The sequence below is a fragment of the Candidatus Aegiribacteria sp. genome, from assembly GCA_021108435.1.
GTDB lineage: Bacteria > Fermentibacterota > Fermentibacteria > Fermentibacterales > JCC-6 > Aegiribacteria.
On record JAIOQY010000003.1, the window covers coordinates 1 to 18145 of the forward strand.

Below are 18145 nucleotides of genomic sequence, written 5' to 3' on the forward strand. Positions count from 1 at the left end.
AGCAACCCTTTTCCACTCCATCATGTATCTATCCGACTTCTTCTCAGGGACGTAGCACACTTCTTCAACTTATATGTCGTAATATTATTGCATTACTAATATATATGAATTAGTATGCAAGATTATCTTTGTTTTATTCAATAACAATAATGACACTTGATATTTGAGCGATTTATTCGTACACTAATAGTATCATGCCAAGAACAAACCGATTGGATTGGAAGAATGCAGTACACCATGTCATAGCGCGTGGTATTGAAAAGGGGTCTATCTTTAAGGACGACAGGGACAGGAAACGGTTCGTCTCTCGTCTTGAAAAGTGCGTAGATCAGACAGGGATTTCAGTATATGCCTGGGCATTGATGCCAAATCATGTTCACTTTCTTCTCCGTACAGGCGATATACCGGTAGCAAAATTCATGCAGAAACTGCTGACAGGGCATGCAATTTATTTCAATCATAAGTATGACAGAGCAGGTCATCTGTTTCAGAACAGGTACAGATCAATACTTGTTCAAGCTGATCGGTACTTGTTAAAACTTATACGCTACATTCATCTCAACCCTCTTAAGGCTGGGATTGTGACGAGTCTTGAAGAGTTAGGGAGATATCCATGGACTGGTCATATAGGAATCCTTTTTAAAGGATTTTACCCTTGGCAGGCATCAGAAGAAGTTCTTGATTTGATATCAGATCACAGAAACGAAAAGACAACTCAGTATATTAAGTTCATTAAGGAAGATGAAAGTGTTCCAGTCGTATCCGACAGTGAATTGAATGAAGGTTCATATCTTCTTGGTTCTAAAGGATTACTTTCGCGTGAGGAAGCAAGAGAACAGAAAAGAAGTAATCACACTCAACATAGAATACTTGGAGACATTGATTTCGCCAGGCAGATCTACGCCAGGATCAAAGACCAACAGGGCTCATTTCTAAGGAAACGTGAACGCGAACATGAGATAATTGACAAACTTCTGGAATTCATGAATGAATATTGGGGTGTAACTCATACAACACTAACTTCAAAAGGTAGAAGTAGAGCTTCATCAAGAGCGAGGGAATTCATGAGTTACGCACTTGTGAATCAATTGGGGATGAGTCTTGTCGATACAGGTAAAATACTGAATTTGAGTGCTCAAGGAGTTTTATCTGCTGCACGACGATTCAAATTAACAGATGAATTGAAGTCCGCAATTCAAAGAATAACAGAAACATAACCTTGTATCACATATCTTCATTTCATTTATTCAATAACATAATTAGTCATAATTCAAAGAAGGAATTATTTTCCGTAAGTTGATGAAGTGTGGTGCGTCCCCTATAGGAGGTTGTGAGGGTCTACATCAACTTCCAGACGCACACCCGGATGCGGTATTTTTTCAAACTGTTTTCTAATTCTCCGTGATAACTCGGCCAGTGATTTCCTTGATGATGATCTGGCAAGTGCGCTCCATCTCCATCGTCTGTTGATTCTGGGGAAAGCGGCTTCCTGCGGAGAAGAAATATTTACAGCAGGGGTTTGAATTCCCTTCACACTTGAATGTGCGGCTTTGCGGACTTTCTCATTATCCAGTCCGCTCCAGACAAATCTGATGAGATTCCCGAAAGGCGGATATCCGAAAGCTTTACGAACCTTGCTTTCATCTTTCCAGAATTTTTTGTAATCATGTCTTGCGGCTGTCCTGATGGTTGTGTTCTCAATATCAATAGTCTGCAGTACAACCTCGCCGGGAATAGAACCCCTGCCAGCCCTTCCGGCAACCTGAAGGATCAGCTGGAAAGTCCTTTCAGCTGCTCGAAAATCGGGGAAGGCAAGTCCCATATCCGCAGCGATTATTCCAACCAGAGTTACTCCCGGGAAATCATGACCTTTTGCGACCATCTGAGTTCCAAGAAGTACATCTCCAGAACCCTTTGCGAATGAGCCAAGAATATTCCAGTGAGCATTCTTACCTCTTGTTGTATCAGCGTCCATTCTGATGACCTTGGTTTGCGGAAGAAGTTTCCCGAGCGCTTCTTCTACTTTCTGTATTCCAGGACCCATATGAGAGAACTCATCAAAACCGCATTTCGGGCATTTCCTTAAGGCTGCCTTCCAGTGTCCGCAGTAGTGACATCTGAGAACCTGTCCCTTTCTATGGTAAGTAAGAGTTACACCGCAGTTGGGACACTCCTCACGGTGACCGCAGTTTTTGCACATCTGTGTGGGAGAGAAACCTCTTCTGTTTATGAGAACGATGCATTGCTCTCCCTTTACAGTTCTTTTGCCAATTCCGATTAGGAGTTCCTTTGAAAGAAGAGGATGTTTCATCCTTCCGGCGTTAACCAGGATGGTTTCCGGCATTGGGAGACCGTCTATCCTTTCCTTTAGCTCCAGAAGCCTGTATTTGCCTTTGACAGAGTTTCCGTAGGATTCCATTGAGGGGCTTGCCGACCCAAGAATTACTGGGATATTTTCTCTCATACTTCTGACAACCGCAATATCACGACCGTTGTATCTTGGCAGTTCGTTCTGCTTGTAACTGCTGTCATGCTCTTCATCAACAACGATTATTCCGGTATCTGGAAGCGGAGCGAAAATTGCGCTTCGAGGTCCTATCACGATCTTTCTTTTGCCCTGTTTGGCAAGATTCCAGCTGTCCAGCCTCTCTCCGGGAGTCATTCCGCTATGAAGTACAGTTACCAATCCTGGAAACCTTCTGCTGAATCGTGAAACGGTAAGAGGTGTGAGCGAGATTTCAGGAACAAGGACAAGAGCATTGCGGCCCTTTTTGATTACTTCGGAGATCGCTCTCAGGTACACTTCTGTCTTTCCACTTCCCGTAACACCATGGAGAAGAAAAACAGAACCCTCGTTCATGTTCCCGCAAATGCTCTCCAGCGCAGCATTCTGCTGTTCCGAGAGAGTTGGAATCTTCTTTTCGTCCTCAATATCGATATTAGTAAAAGGTTCTCTGTACTTTCTTCTATAAAATTCTCTGATGAGCTTCTTATTTATGAGGGCTCTGACAGATGAATGGTTGGCTCCAGTTGCCAGAAGCAGTTGTCTGCGGGGAACAGCGGTTTCAGAAGTGGCCAGATAAAAAAGAATTTCAGCCTGTTTCGGAGCACGTTTCCTGATTGCTTCAGCTTTCCTGGTCAGGTTCGGACTATCGCTGAAGGGTTCTATCATTCTTTCCCGAACTGGTTCCGGTTCTGACACCGGTTTCCAAAATATCCGGATTATTCCGTCCGTTTCCATTTGAGCCAGATGCTTTTCAAGGGGGAATTGTCTGTTCAGATTGTCTTTCAGTATTCTGGCAGGAATCGCACTACCCAAAGGAAGCAATTCACTGAGCGGGTTAGATGGATCAAGTTTGTCAAGAAGCATGACGGTTTTCTCCGCTTTGCCTGAGATTCCCGGAGGATGCGCCGCGGCTATCATCATTCCAGGAGGGGCTTGATAATATTCGGCTGCCCAATGGACAAGTTCAAGAATATTCGGAGGGAGGAGGGGAGATGTATCCAGCCTTGCGAGGACGTTCTTTATTCTGATATCCGCTGCGCTATGGGTGATTCCCCAGATGTATCCGATTACCCTGCTTTTACCAAGAGGTACGATAACCCTGCAGCCAATGGGATTTTCATTATCCATTTCCTCAGGCAGGCAATAGGTGTAAGTGTTCCATAAAGGTCGGTTGAGGGCTATCTCGATAAGCCTTCCCTGTTTTTCATCGCTCACAGTGATGCTGATATCCCTGATATTTGAAAGGCTTTTTGGTGCACTTCCCGCCTTGCCTTGCCGATTCCCATCGGGAGTTCGGGCAGTGTTGGAAAGAAACCGTCCTGATAGACAATCCTGCCGTCGACAATTGTCAGCCTTACTCTTGATGGCCAATCCAATTCCAGAAGATAACGGACAGGGTCCTCCGCGAGTGTAAGTTCCTCCCATTCTTCAGCAGAAGGTTCTATCAGAACCAGATCAGCAGCGTATCCGGGTGTCAGTGTTCCAACGTTATCCCATCCCAGGGCATTTGCGGCTGAAGAGGTGATGGATCGGAACCAGAAATCTGAAGGGAGAGATGACGGAGAGCCGCTTACCGATGCGAGACCCATTGCAAGCCGGGCATCACCTGCCACGTCAAGACGGTTGTTGCATGCAGCTCCATCACTGCCCAGTGTGACACGTATATGCGATTTCACAAGATCTGAAATATCTGCGATACCGCTGCCCAGTTTTAGATTTGCCCACGGACAGTGCGCTACAGTAGTATTCGATTTACTGAGTATTTCCTGTTCTCCCTCCAGTAGATGAACGCAGTGTGCAAGAATCGTATCAGGTCCAATGAAACCACGGTTTTGCAGGTAATGGATATTACCTCCAGCTTTCATAATCGAAGTGTGATTCATCTCATCTGATGTTTCTGCAGCATGAGTAGTTCTTTTGACTCCTGCAGGAAGATCCGAAAGCCAGTTCCAGATATCATGAGAGCAGGAGAGTGCGAATCTTGGCGCATAAATGTAGCCGACAAGATCACCACAGGCACTCTTCACTCGGTTGGTTTCTTCCTTCAGCCATGAAAGGTTTTCAGTGATATACTCCGGTCCGATATCCATAAGAGCATTTCCCGCAAGAGCCCTGACTCCTGAATTCCTGAGAATGTCAACTGTTATTTCCGAGTATCTGAGAATACCCATATCAAGAAGCCCGGTACATCCTGAAGCAAAAAGCTCCCTGAGTGACTGTATAACTGAAACCGCAAGTGTTTTCTCTGAATGGGCGGCCTCAAGAGGCCATATTCTGTCGAAAAGCCATGGAAGAAGTGATCGTCCCTCTGCCATACCTCGGAAAAGGGTTTGACACAGATGAATATGTGACTGAATAAGGCCCGGTACTGCGATACAGTGTTTCCATTTACCATCGCATGATTCTCTTGCTATGGAAGTGATATTGCCTTTATCCATCTCAATTGAGAAAGCTTCCAGGCTGAGAAATCCGTTATCCATTATTCCTGCTATATTGAACTTCTGTTTCATGTGGTTATTATGTATCATTTCCAGTCAACATGAAAACAGTTATATGAATTCCGGGACAGATTCAGTCGTTCATATTAGATTCCCTATTGTACGATTAAAGAAATACTCCCTTTATTCTCAGTAAAGGAGCTTTCAATGAAAAGTGGAATCCTGCTGCTGATCCTTGCTGCCGTATTCGCAACAGCAGCCGACTTCGAAGTAAGGCATCTGAATAATGGTCTGACCGTAATAGTTTCTCCTGACGATATATCACCCGTAGTAACAATCTGCATTGCAGTGAAAACCGGTGCGACATGCGAAACTCCTGAAACAAACGGACTTGCGCATTTCTACGAGCATATGTTCTTCAAGGGAAATTCCGCTCTCCCCGATCAGACCGCATACAGGCAGAGAATGGGAGAACTGGGGATTATCAACAATGGCGCAACTTCTACTGAGAGGGTCTGGTATCACATTACGCTTGGCAGCGATAATCTTAAAGAGGGTTTGCAGTTTATGTTCGATGCCATCACTTCCCCGCTCTTTGATATGGTTGAGATGGAGCGCGAGCGTGATGTGATAATGAACGAATACGAGCGGAAAACGAGTCATCCCCTCTGGCTTTTATGGCTGGCCCAGGAGCAGCTCATCTTCGCCGACGCTCCATGGAGACAGAGTGCGATAGGTGTACCTGAAGTTATACTGGCAGCCGCACCTCCGGCCATGGAATACTTTCAGGAGATGTACTACACTCCTGATAATTCCGCTCTCATCATTTCCGGAGATGTGGACTGCGAAGAGGCTTTCATGTTTGCAGAGCAGCTGTTTTCTCCGTGGGAATACGGAGGTCGAAGTAATTACGACATGCTGCCGAGGCTTGTCAGTATAAAAAAAGATACAACAGTATATGTGGACAGCCCCTCAGGAGCAGGATTCGTTTCTGTCATCTTTGAGGGACCATCAATATCGACTGACCAAGGAGAAAGTTATCCGGCAGATGTATGGGGATCATATCTGGGTCTGATGAGCAGAGAGTACTATACGGATCTCGTTACAAATGGTCCTTTCATCAGTATTTCCGGTTCTTATTATACACAGCGCTTCTCGCCTGTAATCTCCTTCAGCGGTATGGTTCATCCAGATCGAGCTGAGGAAGCGCTGAACCTTCTGCTTGAAGAAATCGAACAGCTGCAGTCACCTGATTACTACGATGCTGAGGGTTTGATTCTGGCAAAGGAAGAACTTGACCGTCACCGGATAATGGCGGAGGAAACCTCCCAGGATGTAGCCATAGAGTCGTTGCCGTTCTGGTGGGTTGTAGCGGGGAATCTGGAGTATTACTCGACTTATTCTGACAGCATCAACGCGGTTGAGCCGGAAGATATTAATTCTTTCCTTGAAACCTGGATAAAGGGGAAACCGCACGCTGCATTTATCATGATGCCCCTTGATATAGAGGAGAGTCAGCAATGAAAATATACATATCGATTATCCTGACAGTTCTTGCCGGTTCAGTTTCTGCCGCAATCCCTCCGGATGTTGAAGAATTCACTCTTTCAAATGGTATTCCGGTTATCACCCGGACACTTGATAATAACGATATTGAAGGACTCTCTCTCTTTCTGATCGGTGGATCTCGAGCCCTGACTGAAGAGACCCAGGGACTTGAACGTTTCGCCCTCGAGTGCGCGATGATGGGTTCAATTGAATACCCGGGACTTGTCTGGCGTGAGCTAATGGATGAGACACAGGCAGAATGGATCAGCAGTTTCAATTACGATTTCAGCCGATATCATCTGCGCTGCGTGAAGGACGATCTGTCTGTACTTCTATCAGCCTTCGGCGACTGCTTGCTCAACCCGGAGTTCAGCTCACAGGCAGTTGAACAGGTGCGTGAAAGTTATATTCAGGATCTTCAGGAGAAATACTACAGTCCTGACAGCTGGATCTGGTTTGTGGCAAATGATGCGTTCATGCCCGGGCACACTTACAGAAACGTGCCGGATGGAATCGAGGAAACAATTGCCGGTTTCACAATAGATGAAATTGAAGATATGCTCGATGAGAGAATTCGATCCGGTAATATTCTTATCACCCATGCTGGACCTACAGGTTCTGAGGAGCTTAAAGAAATGCTTGAGGATGCTTTTGGCGATATTCCTGAGGGTGGTCAGGAGTATGAGCCTGTAGAGATATTCGTTGTTCCATTCGATACCGTTGTAGTGCAGCACAGACAGATACCCACCGCATACGCTGTCGTGAAATTCAATGCTCCACCACAGGGACATGAGGATTTACTCCCGTTCAGGGCAGCTCTGACTGCAGTCGATGATCTGCTCTGGCAGGTTCTGAGAACTGATTATGCTCTGACCTATGCAACATTTTCCGGAACCTCGAGTTACCAGCAGAACTGGGGTTACATGTATGTCAGCTCTCCAAGACCTGTTCTGGCCTGTTCCCTGATGGCCGGAGTTCTTGCAGACGCAATCGAAAATCCGATGGATGCGGATGTCGTCAGAGGGACAATTGAGAAAAGTAGAACACTGGAAAGTATGAGGGCTGCAAGCAAGGATACTCAATGCTGGATGATGGGCAGTTTTGAAATCAGCACAGGTGACTGGCGGAATGCCTACACCATTTTTGACAATATCGAGGAATTGACTCCTGAGGATCTCAGAGATGTTCTCGATAAATGGGTTGGTAATGGGGGCTGGGGTATTATCGCTGATACCACATCCATTCCTGCCGAACAGCTTCAGCCGTGGTCTCTTCACTGAAGGAGTGAATATGAAATATCTTCTAACAGCAGGATTCCTGCTTATGGCCTGTGGAACTGTTGAAAGCACTGAAAACAGTGCTGACAGTGACAGTTATGTACAATACACCGGCACAATCGAGGTTATAGCCCCCGGATCACGTTCTGAAACAGTCCTTCTGGAGGATATTGATACTGGTGAAAAGTACGCCCTGGTTGGCGATATTGCCAGGGAATTAGCACAACAGTACGGTATGACGGTTATAATTACTGCCATTCCTACAGAAGAGGGATGGTCTATTCGTCCTGAACTCCAGAAACTGAATGTTTTCGAATATGTTCTGATGATACCTGAAAGAGAATCAGAGGAGTAATTCCTGTCTGAATCTGAAAACCATGATGGATATGTGTTGAAAGGCATTCTTTGAATTCAAAATCAGATAAGAAAGGTCTGGATAAATCCAGTCTGAAGCATCTTCTGCGTAGAATAATAAATCACAGGAAAGCTATAGGGCTTGGGCTGATCACCCTTATTTTCGTTGATGCGCTGCAGCTCGTTGTCCCCCAGATCTTCAAGAGAGTGATCGATTCGCTTGCAAGCGGAATGGCGACTTCCGGACAGATCCTGACACTGGGACTTGCCGTTCTCGGGATCTACATCCTCATGGGAGTTTTCAGGTTTCTCTGGAGATACCTCGTTATCGGAGCCAGTCACAGGATAGACAGGAATATCAGGCAGGAACTCTACGACCATCTTCAGACACTGTCACCCCAGTATTATGATCAGACCAAGGTCGGGGATATCATGGCGCATGCAACTAATGATATCAGTGCTGTCCGTATGGCTACCGGTATCGCTACGATAGCTTCATTTGACGCTATTTTTCTTTCTTTATCCAGTGTTACGATCATGGTCATTATGAACTGGAAACTGACGCTTCTGACCATGATCCCACTGCCGCTGATCGCTCTCATGATGCTGAAATTCGGCAAGCTTATTCATAAGCGTTTTGAATCTGTTCAAGAGGCATTCTCCACACTTACGGAAAAGGCTCAGGAATCACTCTCAGGGGTGCGTGTAATCAAGGCATATGGCGATGAGGAATCCGAAAACAAATTCTTTTCCGGGAAAGCTGAAGAATGCGTTTCGCAGAATGTTAAACTCGCAAGGATATGGGGGATGTTCCAGCCGATGATAGGAGCCCTGGCCATGGCCAGCATGGCGATTCTCCTGGGTGCCGGTGGTGCAATGGTCATCAGGGGAACGATATCTCTTGGAGAATTCGTTGCGTTCTCAAGCTATCTTATGATGCTTATCTGGCCTATGATCGCAATTGGATGGGTGGTTAATATTCTTCAAAGAGGAGCTGCGAGCATGGGGCGTCTGCAAAAGATATTCACCACATTACCGGATATTCTTGACGGAGAGAACAGCATTACTCCCGAGCCTGCCATTTCTGTTGAACACCTCTCATTCACATATCCCGGAACTGACGTAGAAGTACTCAAAGATATTTCGTTCAACCTGTCCGTAGGAAGTACTCTTGGTGTTGTTGGACGAACCGGCTCCGGCAAGACTACCCTTGTGGAGCTGCTGATGAGATTGTATGACCCGCCTGAGGGAACTGTCTTCGTCGGCGGCGTTGATGTAAGGAACATGAAACTTTCGAAGATTCGAGGCATGTTCGGATACGTTCCCCAGGAAACCTTCCTTTTTGCGATGTCCATTGCTGAAAATATCTCATTCGGGGCAGATGGAATTCCTCCGGAAAGAATCAGTGAACTTGCCCGCATTGTGGATATCTCGTCTGAGATCGAAGATTTTTCAGATGGATATGATACGATGGTTGGTGAACGCGGGGTTACATTGTCCGGAGGGCAGAAACAGCGTGTTGCCATTGCTCGTGCCCTTGCAGTCACACCGGAAATACTTGTGCTGGATGATTCGCTCTCCAGCGTTGATACAGAAACCGAAGCGGCGATTCTCTCCCGTCTTAAACATGAAATCAGAAATCTTACTTCCATACTTATAGCGCACAGGATAAGTACGATTCAGAACGCAGGCCACATCATTGTAATCGATAATGGCAGGGTTGTTGAGCAGGGAACTCATGCGGAACTTCTTGAGCACGAGGGTTTCTACACAGAACTTTACAGGATGCAGCAGCTTGAGGAAGAGGCGATAAAGGATGATATCGCAGGCATCGAAAGGGGTGAGGACTGATGAACGGCTCTCCCTTTGTTGAAGACAGCGCCGGCGGCAAACTTTATGACAGGACGCTCATCCGCAGACTGCTTCACTATGTCCGCCCTCACCGCAAACTTATTTTCCTTGCCATGTTCTTCATGATAGTAACGGCCAGTGTAGAACTGATCATTCCATATATTACAAAACAGGCGATTGACAAATATCTTGCAAAGCTCTATCAGGTTTATACTGCTCCTTCCGAAGTGTGTGAAGATCTGTTGGAATCTTCTTCTGACAGCACCGGTTTTATCGCGATCTCTCTGGATACCCTGCTCGTGCAGAAAGCTACTCTGGACAGGATGGATCCTTCGGAAAGAATGGAGATGGAACAGCAGGGAACCCTTGATAGAGAGACCTGTTACCTCTTTCCTGAAGACAGATACAATGATGAGACCGGATTCGTCATGGGGAGATACTGGCTGGTCCCCGAGACGGAACTGTCGAGCGTTCCACCATCTGTCATACTTGATGTGAGAGGGGGTGATATTGCTGGTGTTTCGAAACTAGCCCTGTTACTTGGAGCTCTCATACTTGTCAGTCTGGCTGCAGGATACGGTCATGTGATTACGCTTGTCATAGCCGGTCAGAGATCCATGTACGATGTTCGAACAGAACTTTTCAGACATATCCAGAAGCTCTCACTGAATTTCTATTCGAAGAATCCAATCGGAAGGCTTGTCACAAGAGTTACGAACGATATTGAAGCCCTTAACGAAATGTTCACTGCTGTTCTGGTCAACCTTGTCAAGGATGTTATTCTCATAACAGGTACAGCTGTTATCCTGTTCCTGCTGAACTGGAGACTTGCTTTAGTGTCCCTTGCAGTAGCTCCGATCTTCTTAATCGTTACGGTCATTTTCCGGGTTAAGGCAAGGGGAGCATACAGGAGTGTTAGAAAGTATCTGGCTAAATTGAACTCCAGCCTCGCAGAAGACCTCGGCGGTATTAAGATAGTGCAGATATTCAGGCAGGAAAAAAGGCGCAGACAGGAGTACAGCGAGACCAACAGCAACTACTTTAAAGCAAATATGAAACAACTTATGATCTTCGGAATATTCCGACCGCTTATTGAAATAACCGCTTCTGCGGGAGTCGCCCTTGTTCTTATTTACGGCGGAGGGAGTGTATTGAAAGGAGCTCTCACCATTGGTGCTCTGGTTGCATTCATCAGTTACGTAAGGCAGATGTTCCAGCCGCTTGCGGACATCAGCCAGAAATACAACATCATGCAGAGCGCGATGGCTGCCGCTGAGCGAATCTTCGGCATACTCGACACTGATCCGGAAATCACCAGTAAAGCTTTATCTGAACATGGTTCTGTTGAGGGAAGAATCGAATTCGATGATGTAACCTTTTCGTATGAGAGGGACAAGATTATCCTTCGAAAGGTCTCGTTTGAATTGGAACCGGGCCGAAGTGTTGCCCTTGTAGGACCTACAGGAGCAGGAAAAACATCCATTATCAGCTTGCTGTGCAGATTCTATGATGTTGATTCAGGCAGGATTCTGCTGGATGGAACAGACTTGAGGGATCTTCCCGTTCGAACCCTGAGGGATAATATCTCTATCGTGCTCCAGGATGCGTTTATTTTCAGCAGAAGTATTGCTGATAATATCCGTCTCGGAAAGGATCTTTCTGACGAGGAGGTTAGAAAAGCCGCGGATATGGTGCAGGCAACACCTTTTATCGAGAAACTTCCGGAAGGTTTTAATACGGTAATGGCTGAGCGGGGAACCACTCTGTCAACCGGTCAGAAGCAGCTCATCTGTTTTGCGAGAGCACTCGTTCACGATCCTCGAATCCTGATACTGGACGAGGCAACCAGTAATGTAGATCCTGCAACTGAGCAGCTGATACAGAACGCTATTGAAATTCTGATGAATAACCGCACCAGTATTGTGGTCGCTCACAGACTGAGCACAATCCAGAAAGCTGACCAGATACTTGTGATTGATGACGGTAGAATCCTTGAGAGAGGTAACCACCAGGAACTGCTCTCGCGGAGGGGTATTTACTATAATCTCTATCTCCTGCAGTACGATGGGAACTCTGCGGAATGAATTCATTAAAACAAACAGAAATCATGAGGGAAGGGAGATGTATGAACTTCTCTGTCATCATGATATGTGTCGTCTCACTGATCGGGAGCTTTCCTGCATCTGCAGACAGAGTCTCGGAAAGGTTCAGCGTATCTCCTGAAGGGATTATTATAGACAGTGAAACACGGCTGCAATGGATGGTTGGACCTGACATGGATTTCACATGGTTTGATGCTCGATCCTGGATAAATGAGCTTGAGGGGAACTGGCGCATGCCATCCAAGTATGAACTTCTCGATCTTTTCAATGCCGGTGTCGATATCTATCACTGGGGACCTTTTGATAACAATGGGAAGTACGTCTGGGCATTTGATATCCAGAGCAACGACTTATCGTTTCTGTTTAGTTTTGTGCCGGATTATGATTTCTTGGAAAGACATTATTCAGAAGATCCAATTGGAATTCGAGTATTCGCGGTCTATTCTCCACCGATCAGGAGGAGACTTGTCCTACGTACATCCCGCAGTTGGAACCAATTTGATTTTCCCTTGTTTCCCCGATACTCAGGATAACATCAAAACCCGCACTTCGGAATTCACTCACAAGATAATCTGCTGATCCAGGATCGTCAGGATCGATTGTTCCAGACATTTCCTTATGCCTTGAGGAACGCGTCGGGTTTACAGGAGTGAGTTTTATCATGAAATGCTCAGGAGAGAAAATGTCCGCTATTACGGAAGGTTCAACTGGAAAGCCCTCAACCGGAGCGAAATTAAGCGCGATCTTTCTGTCACCCTGACTGTAGAATCTGCTTCCCCAGTCACTCATTTTTCTGAAGCTCCATGATTTCACAGGAACGAGTTTCCGGCGAGCATTTTCCGAGGTTGTGTGAAGCGAAAACTGCATCTGGAAATTGCCATTCGGATACAACCTGTTCTTGATTTCCGCCAACCTGTTGAAGAACGCATCAGTTTCATCCGGTGCAACCGTTGAAATACAGGGGATAAGTCCCGGAGCGTCATACAGGACAGGTAACCTTTCAAGAACATCCGGAACTGCCGGATTAAATGCGGCATCACCCATCCGAGCGAACTGAATCTTGAACTTGTTTACAGGAATTCTTCCATCAGAATAGCGCTTCTTAACCATATAATCGATCTGATCTAATATTTCACAGGCAGAGAGTTTTCCGGCGTACCGGTTTCCGGCATCGCAAATTGGACAGCCAACCGGACATCCCCGAAGAGTTGATACGATGAGCACCCATTTTTCTGAAGCGGGAATGGGAGGTTGAACTGACTCAACGAACTCAATGAGTTCGCCGTCATCCAGTTCAGCTATGTAGACAGTGGCAAGATCAGGCTCACCCTGTTTTCCGATGATTTTCATTTCAAGCAGGTCCATTCATCTTTATAAAATCACACGAATGACCAGCAGCCTGCAGTCCATGTCCCGCGGCAATCGCTGCCTGTCCCAGGCTGCCGAGCGAAGCATCTCCAATGATGTAAAGCCCCGGGATCGATGTTCTCACATTGCCTGATTCGTATTTCATCTCGTCCTGCATCACAGGTAATTTCGGTTTTCTCCCGGTTGCGGCAAGCACAGATCCGACCAGATGTTCACCATTGTTACCATCTGAACGATATCTGACAAGAAGATCGTTTCCCGAATTGATTATCGAAACGGGCTCGGTATTATACAAAATTCTGATTCCACTGCGAGTTTCAACCTCGTCTTTCAATTTTCCACAAGCTCTCAGACAGGAATTCCTCACAAGGATATTAACGTTTGAGCCTGCGTCCGAGAGGCTCAGGGCATAATCGAGCGCTGCTTCTCCTCCCCCGATAACTATTGTAGTGGAAGGAACCGGTACTGGAATATCCAGTATAGATCGAAGCAGTATCGAAGAAGCGTTTCCGGGGATTGAATAATCTACCGGAACGGTTCCTGTCGCAACGATGACCGAAGCAGAAGTAATTACTCCCTGATTGGTGAATATTTCAAAACCATCACTGATCTGAACGATTGAATCCGCCTGGCAATCCAGCACTGTTATCCCGAATCCGGATATATGAGAACAAAGCTTCTCAGCGAATTCGCTGCCTGGAATAGCCGAAAGCCCAGGGTAATTTTCTATAAGACGGGCTTCCCTGATCAGGCCGCCTGCTCTGCCCGTTGTATCCAGAAGCCTGAGATCGAGGCCAAGTCTTCGGCATTGAACAGCAGCAGCGCATCCTGCTGGTCCCGCACCGATTATCGCTGTTTCAATCAAGGTAGACTCATCCTTCCCGGGTTGAACAGATGGAAGCTGTATCGGAAATGACTGCAAAGCCGTTCGCAAGCCCAAGCAGGCTGCCGAGGTGAAGCTCCTCAGTACTGCTTGTCAGAGCATCCGCAGCAATAAAAACCTCGAACCCCCTCACGAAGGCGGATCTGGCTGCAGTCTCACAGCAGAGATGAGTCAGAACTCCTGTCACAAGAACCTGTTCGATGTTGAGTTCTCTCAGATACTTCTCGAGGCCGGTGCGGTGAAAAGCATCATATGTATTCTTCTGAAAAATTCTTTCTTCCACTGAAGGAGCAAGCCGGGAAATTATTTCTGACTCCTGGCTGCCGCATCTGATATAGTCGCTGAAGAACTTTCCGAGCATACCCAGATCATGCTTTCCCCTGTGGCAATGCCTCGTAAAAACAACAGTACCGGTGATATTTCTCCAATACTGTAACAGTGCGGATATCTGCGGGATTATCGCCTCGGTAGACGGCAGATATACCCTTCCGTCCGGGTGCGCGAAGTAGTGTACCATGTCTACGATTAATAGGGCACATTTAGATGGTTCGATGAACAGATTGGGTCTGAATCGGTTCCTGGCCTGGATCTTACCAAGCCAGTAAGCGGTTTTCTCAGTAATATTATCCGGAGTTACAAATATATCGGTCAGCATCATCACTCCCTGAGAACTGCAGTTGTTTTTTCAATCATATTTTTTCTAACTTTTATAAATGATAGATCTCCCGAACCCCTGACTGCATGGATGATAGTAAACATAACTGAAAACAGGAGAGGGGAGAGGAGATCTGGGCACCACCCTTGCATCATTCAATAAAGCATTGCATAATTCCGTATGTTGTAAGGTTTTCCGGGAGGGATGCATTTGAAAACTCAGCTGATATCACTATCGATCATGTTCGTTGTCCTTGTTCTCCTGACGCCGTTTCCTGAGATTGATTCTCTGCGGAGGACATTTACCACTGGATTTTCGGATACTCCTGTTTCCGCAGTCAGATCAGCCGACACCATCGAACAAAGCGCATTCTCTGTTGATCCTCAGGAAGATACCGGACCTGCCGATGAGCCTCCGATATCCGTCTGTGCCTCAGGTGCTGAGTGTGTCTCAGGTTCTGAACCGGACCGCACCGGCGTGATCCCTGCAGGAAGCCGCATCATAAGGGAAACAGGGCTTGATGAATACCAGATGGAGAAGCATTCCACTGGTATTCGGGAAACCCAGGTATCACGTTCCAGCCAGCATAGCTTCACACCTAAGAGCAGATTCTACGCAACATCTATCCATGGTAACACAGTGCCGACGAGACAGAATTTCGATTTCAATGATTTTCTACAGAAGCAATATCATGCGGCTCAAAGGAGCAACATCAAACAGAAGCATTTCATGCAACAGCAGGTTCCAGCCTCTGTCGTGGAGAGCTGGCTCCTGCCTGGAAACGGTCCGGAGAACTCACCTGGTGAGCAACCGTTCACGCAGCAGCTCGATGACGGAGCCTTCAGAGAAACCGGTCAGATATTCAACAGGGATCATCATCAGCAGCGATCCGTACCCTCTCTTCGTCCCGAACGAAGAGCGGCCGGCAGCCTGTCATCGGGAATAAGAGCCTCGCAACGCTGAATCATCGTTGGTATCAACAGTGCTCTCTTTTATTCTATTTGATTACTGATTTTATTTACAGAACACTTGACTTTATAAATGACAGTAAGCATAACTGATGATATGAGAGGGGAGAGGAGAAGAAAAATGATTCGCCTGTTAGTTATTCTGTTGATTCCATTCATTGTAATGACCGCCTGCGTTGATACTGAGCAGAGCGTGACGCAGCCGGAGTCAGGCTACAGTTCAGGCTGGCGCGACGGTGGCAGCGCTGAGGAAATCTGTCATGAATATATGGAGCTGCTGGGAGACGCTCAGACTATGCACTACGGTAAATACAATGAGTATACTGACAACATTGAAGATCTTCAGGAGTTTCTTCAAATTCCGGTTGAATCAATTTACTGCCCTGTTAATGGCGAATACCTGTTTTCAGGTGATATCAGTAATGAATATTACATAGAATGTCCCTCAGGCGCAGAGATGTCTCATGGTCATATATGGATTGGATATACAAGCTGGCCTCCCGATCCTTCCGAGCATACCGAAATCTGTCATGAACGAATGATAAATCTTGCATCAGCATGTTCCATGTACTATGGAAAGTACAATTGCTATCCTGACGGTATTGAAGATCTTCAGGAGTTCTTTACCATTCCTGTTGATTCCATACAGTGTCCTGTAAACGGTGAGTATATCATTGAAGGCGATGAAGAGGATTGTTACATAGCCTGCCCGTCAAACGTAATACCATCGCACGGATATATCCTGAACGGAGTTGTCAGCTGGCCACCTGATCCTTCTGATTATCTTGAATATTGTCGAAGTAATATGAGGAGTCTCGCGACAGCTTGCGCAATGTATTATGGATCAAACAATCGTTATCCTGAAGAACTGAGTGACCTTGAGGAATTCATGGAGAACTGGGATCTGGAATGCCCCGCCTGTGACACTATGTATCTGTATGAAACGAATCCAGAAGGTGATTGGTATTCTATCACCTGCCCGCTGCCTGGGAATCATAACCATGGAAGTATCGTAGACGGGTCTGCCAGCTGGGAATAGAGGTTAATCCTGCGCCATCGGAGGCGGAGTTCTAAGGTTTCCCTGAATAAGTAATCTCAGACAGCAGAGAAATAGAGCATACTCTCGCGGGCTTAGGAAATATTGTTTGTCTCAGATACATGACACCATAATAACCTCTTTACATATTTCAGCAGGAGGTATGTAATGGGAATCCCGGATTCAATTATCAGAGAAGTCAGGATATACTGCAAAGAGCATGGTGTGAAAAATCTGTTCCTTTTTGGCTCATATGCGAGAAGTGATGCAACACAATCAAGCGATATAGACCTCCTGATCGAATTCCAAACCGACATGCAGATAAGCTACCTGGATTTACTAATCATAAAGTCAGACCTTGAGAGAATAATGGGAGCCAAAGTGGATCTGATAGAAAAAGATACTCTGGTGAATCCTATCCGTCGCAAGGGGATACTGGCGGAGAAGATACTTCTCTATGCATCCTGAGGATAGAGATGCCGCCTTATTTTCGATATAATTTCAGCTGCCCGTGATATTGAACGATTTGTGACCGGTATTGACTTGCATCGTTTCGAAGCGGACAAGATGCTGCGCTATGCAGTGGAAAGACAGTTGCTTGTGATCGGTGAGGCTGCAAAACGACTTTCAGAGGATTTCAAAAAAAAACGCCTTCAGTTTCCTGGAATGCTATCATCGGTTTGAGAAACATCTTAGCTCATGAGTATGGAGAAGTTCTCATTGAACGGATCTGGTTAGTGGCCATAAAGGATCTAGACCGCACATTTCACCAGGTTGCGTAACGAAACGGTGTAGAAGCGCTCGCAGACAAGGCATGCGAATGAGATCAACGAAGATGTATTGTATATACTTCAAGGATGGTCGATTGAGTATAACGCAGTATGCGAGTGTCTTATGCGCTGTTGTAGTAATAACTCTGGTGAGATATGTCTAGGAGGACTTGTCGAAGAATTGCTTCCACACCTTCGCAAGCAAGGGTATAACGAAGACATCCCTTAAGTTCCAGTCGGATATTAACAGGTATTGCGCAAAATCCCGTCTCTCGGAAGGGGGCGGGCTTAATCATCGTTACTGTTAACAGTGCTCTCTTTTATTCTATTTGATTACTGATTTTATTTACAGAACACTTGACTTTATAAATGACAGTAAGCATAACTGA

17 protein-coding genes are annotated in these 18145 nt (G+C 46.2%); 12 read left to right on the top strand and 5 right to left on the bottom strand.

Going from position 1 to position 18145, the window contains the following annotated elements; genetic code table 11:
• The first annotated feature begins 212 nt into the window (after window positions 1-212).
• On the top strand, window positions 213-1217 hold the full coding sequence (locus K8R76_00040) for a transposase (GenBank protein ID MCD4846560.1): 1005 nt from the start codon (window positions 213-215) through the stop codon (window positions 1215-1217).
• Between the two features lie 101 nt (window positions 1218-1318).
• Here K8R76_00040 and priA read toward each other — a convergent pair whose 3' ends face one another.
• Window positions 1319-3721, bottom strand: coding sequence for a primosomal protein N' (priA, locus tag K8R76_00045; GenBank protein MCD4846561.1), 2403 nt, complete (start codon window positions 3719-3721; stop codon window positions 1319-1321).
• Window positions 3718-4986, bottom strand: coding sequence for an amidohydrolase family protein (locus K8R76_00050; GenBank protein ID MCD4846562.1), 1269 nt, complete (start codon window positions 4984-4986; stop codon window positions 3718-3720). Before K8R76_00050 ends, priA begins: the two co-directional genes overlap by 4 nt.
• A gap of 165 nt (window positions 4987-5151) precedes the next feature.
• On the opposite strand from K8R76_00050, the gene K8R76_00055 reads away from it, so the two are divergent.
• The 6 genes from K8R76_00055 to K8R76_00080 are packed head-to-tail and all read left to right on the top strand — an operon-like array spanning window position 5152 to window position 12609.
• Window positions 5152-6468, top strand: coding sequence for an insulinase family protein (locus K8R76_00055; GenBank protein MCD4846563.1), 1317 nt, complete (start codon window positions 5152-5154; stop codon window positions 6466-6468).
• Window positions 6465-7772 carry an insulinase family protein gene (locus tag K8R76_00060; GenBank protein MCD4846564.1) on the top strand — a complete coding sequence of 436 codons (1308 nt, stop codon included), beginning with the start codon at window positions 6465-6467 and terminating at the stop codon, window positions 7770-7772. Before K8R76_00055 ends, K8R76_00060 begins: the two co-directional genes overlap by 4 nt.
• A 10-nt stretch (window positions 7773-7782) precedes the next feature.
• Window positions 7783-8124 (top strand): hypothetical protein, encoded by a 342-nt coding sequence (locus K8R76_00065; protein ID MCD4846565.1) that lies wholly within the window; start codon window positions 7783-7785, stop codon window positions 8122-8124.
• A 50-nt stretch (window positions 8125-8174) separates the two neighbouring features.
• Entirely contained in the window at window positions 8175-9974 is a 1800-nt protein-coding gene (locus K8R76_00070; GenBank protein ID MCD4846566.1) for an ABC transporter ATP-binding protein/permease, read from the top strand.
• A complete protein-coding gene (locus K8R76_00075) occupies window positions 9974-12058 on the top strand; it encodes an ABC transporter ATP-binding protein/permease (GenBank protein MCD4846567.1) in 2085 nt (694 codons plus the stop codon). The genes K8R76_00070 and K8R76_00075 overlap by 1 nt, the downstream gene beginning before the upstream one ends.
• A 41-nt stretch (window positions 12059-12099) precedes the next feature.
• Window positions 12100-12609 carry a hypothetical protein gene (locus K8R76_00080; protein MCD4846568.1) on the top strand — a complete coding sequence of 170 codons (510 nt, stop codon included), beginning with the start codon at window positions 12100-12102 and terminating at the stop codon, window positions 12607-12609.
• Here K8R76_00080 and K8R76_00085 read toward each other — a convergent pair.
• Genes K8R76_00085 through K8R76_00095 form a run of 3 tightly spaced genes read right to left on the bottom strand, consistent with a single transcriptional unit; the run spans window position 12530 to window position 14982 of the window.
• A complete protein-coding gene (locus K8R76_00085; GenBank protein ID MCD4846569.1) occupies window positions 12530-13426 on the bottom strand; it encodes a radical SAM protein in 897 nt (298 codons plus the stop codon). The genes K8R76_00080 and K8R76_00085 overlap by 80 nt on opposite strands.
• A 1-nt stretch (window position 13427) precedes the next feature.
• Window positions 13428-14309: an NAD(P)/FAD-dependent oxidoreductase gene (locus tag K8R76_00090; GenBank protein ID MCD4846570.1), complete on the bottom strand. Its 882-nt coding sequence runs from the start codon at window positions 14307-14309 to the stop codon at window positions 13428-13430.
• Window positions 14310-14316: 7 nt separating this feature from the next.
• Window positions 14317-14982, bottom strand: coding sequence for an isochorismatase family protein (locus K8R76_00095; GenBank protein MCD4846571.1), 666 nt, complete (start codon window positions 14980-14982; stop codon window positions 14317-14319).
• Window positions 14983-15192: 210 nt separating this feature from the next.
• Here K8R76_00095 and K8R76_00100 point away from each other — a divergent pair, with 210 nt between their 5' ends.
• From K8R76_00100 to K8R76_00120, 5 genes are all read left to right on the top strand, one after another.
• Window positions 15193-15945: a hypothetical protein gene (locus K8R76_00100; GenBank protein MCD4846572.1), complete on the top strand. Its 753-nt coding sequence runs from the start codon at window positions 15193-15195 to the stop codon at window positions 15943-15945.
• A 126-nt stretch (window positions 15946-16071) separates the two neighbouring features.
• Window positions 16072-16989: a hypothetical protein gene (locus tag K8R76_00105; GenBank protein MCD4846573.1), complete on the top strand. Its 918-nt coding sequence runs from the start codon at window positions 16072-16074 to the stop codon at window positions 16987-16989.
• 165 nt (window positions 16990-17154) lie between these two features.
• Window positions 17155-17454: a nucleotidyltransferase domain-containing protein gene (locus K8R76_00110; protein ID MCD4846574.1), complete on the top strand. Its 300-nt coding sequence runs from the start codon at window positions 17155-17157 to the stop codon at window positions 17452-17454.
• A gap of 60 nt (window positions 17455-17514) precedes the next feature.
• Entirely contained in the window at window positions 17515-17670 is a 156-nt protein-coding gene (locus K8R76_00115) for a DUF86 domain-containing protein (protein MCD4846575.1), read from the top strand.
• The gene (locus tag K8R76_00120; GenBank protein MCD4846576.1) at window positions 17658-17768 is read left to right on the top strand and encodes a DUF86 domain-containing protein; all 111 of its coding nucleotides are present in this window, start codon (window positions 17658-17660) and stop codon (window positions 17766-17768) included. The genes K8R76_00115 and K8R76_00120 overlap by 13 nt, the downstream gene beginning before the upstream one ends.
• The last annotated feature ends 377 nt before the right edge of the window (window positions 17769-18145 follow it).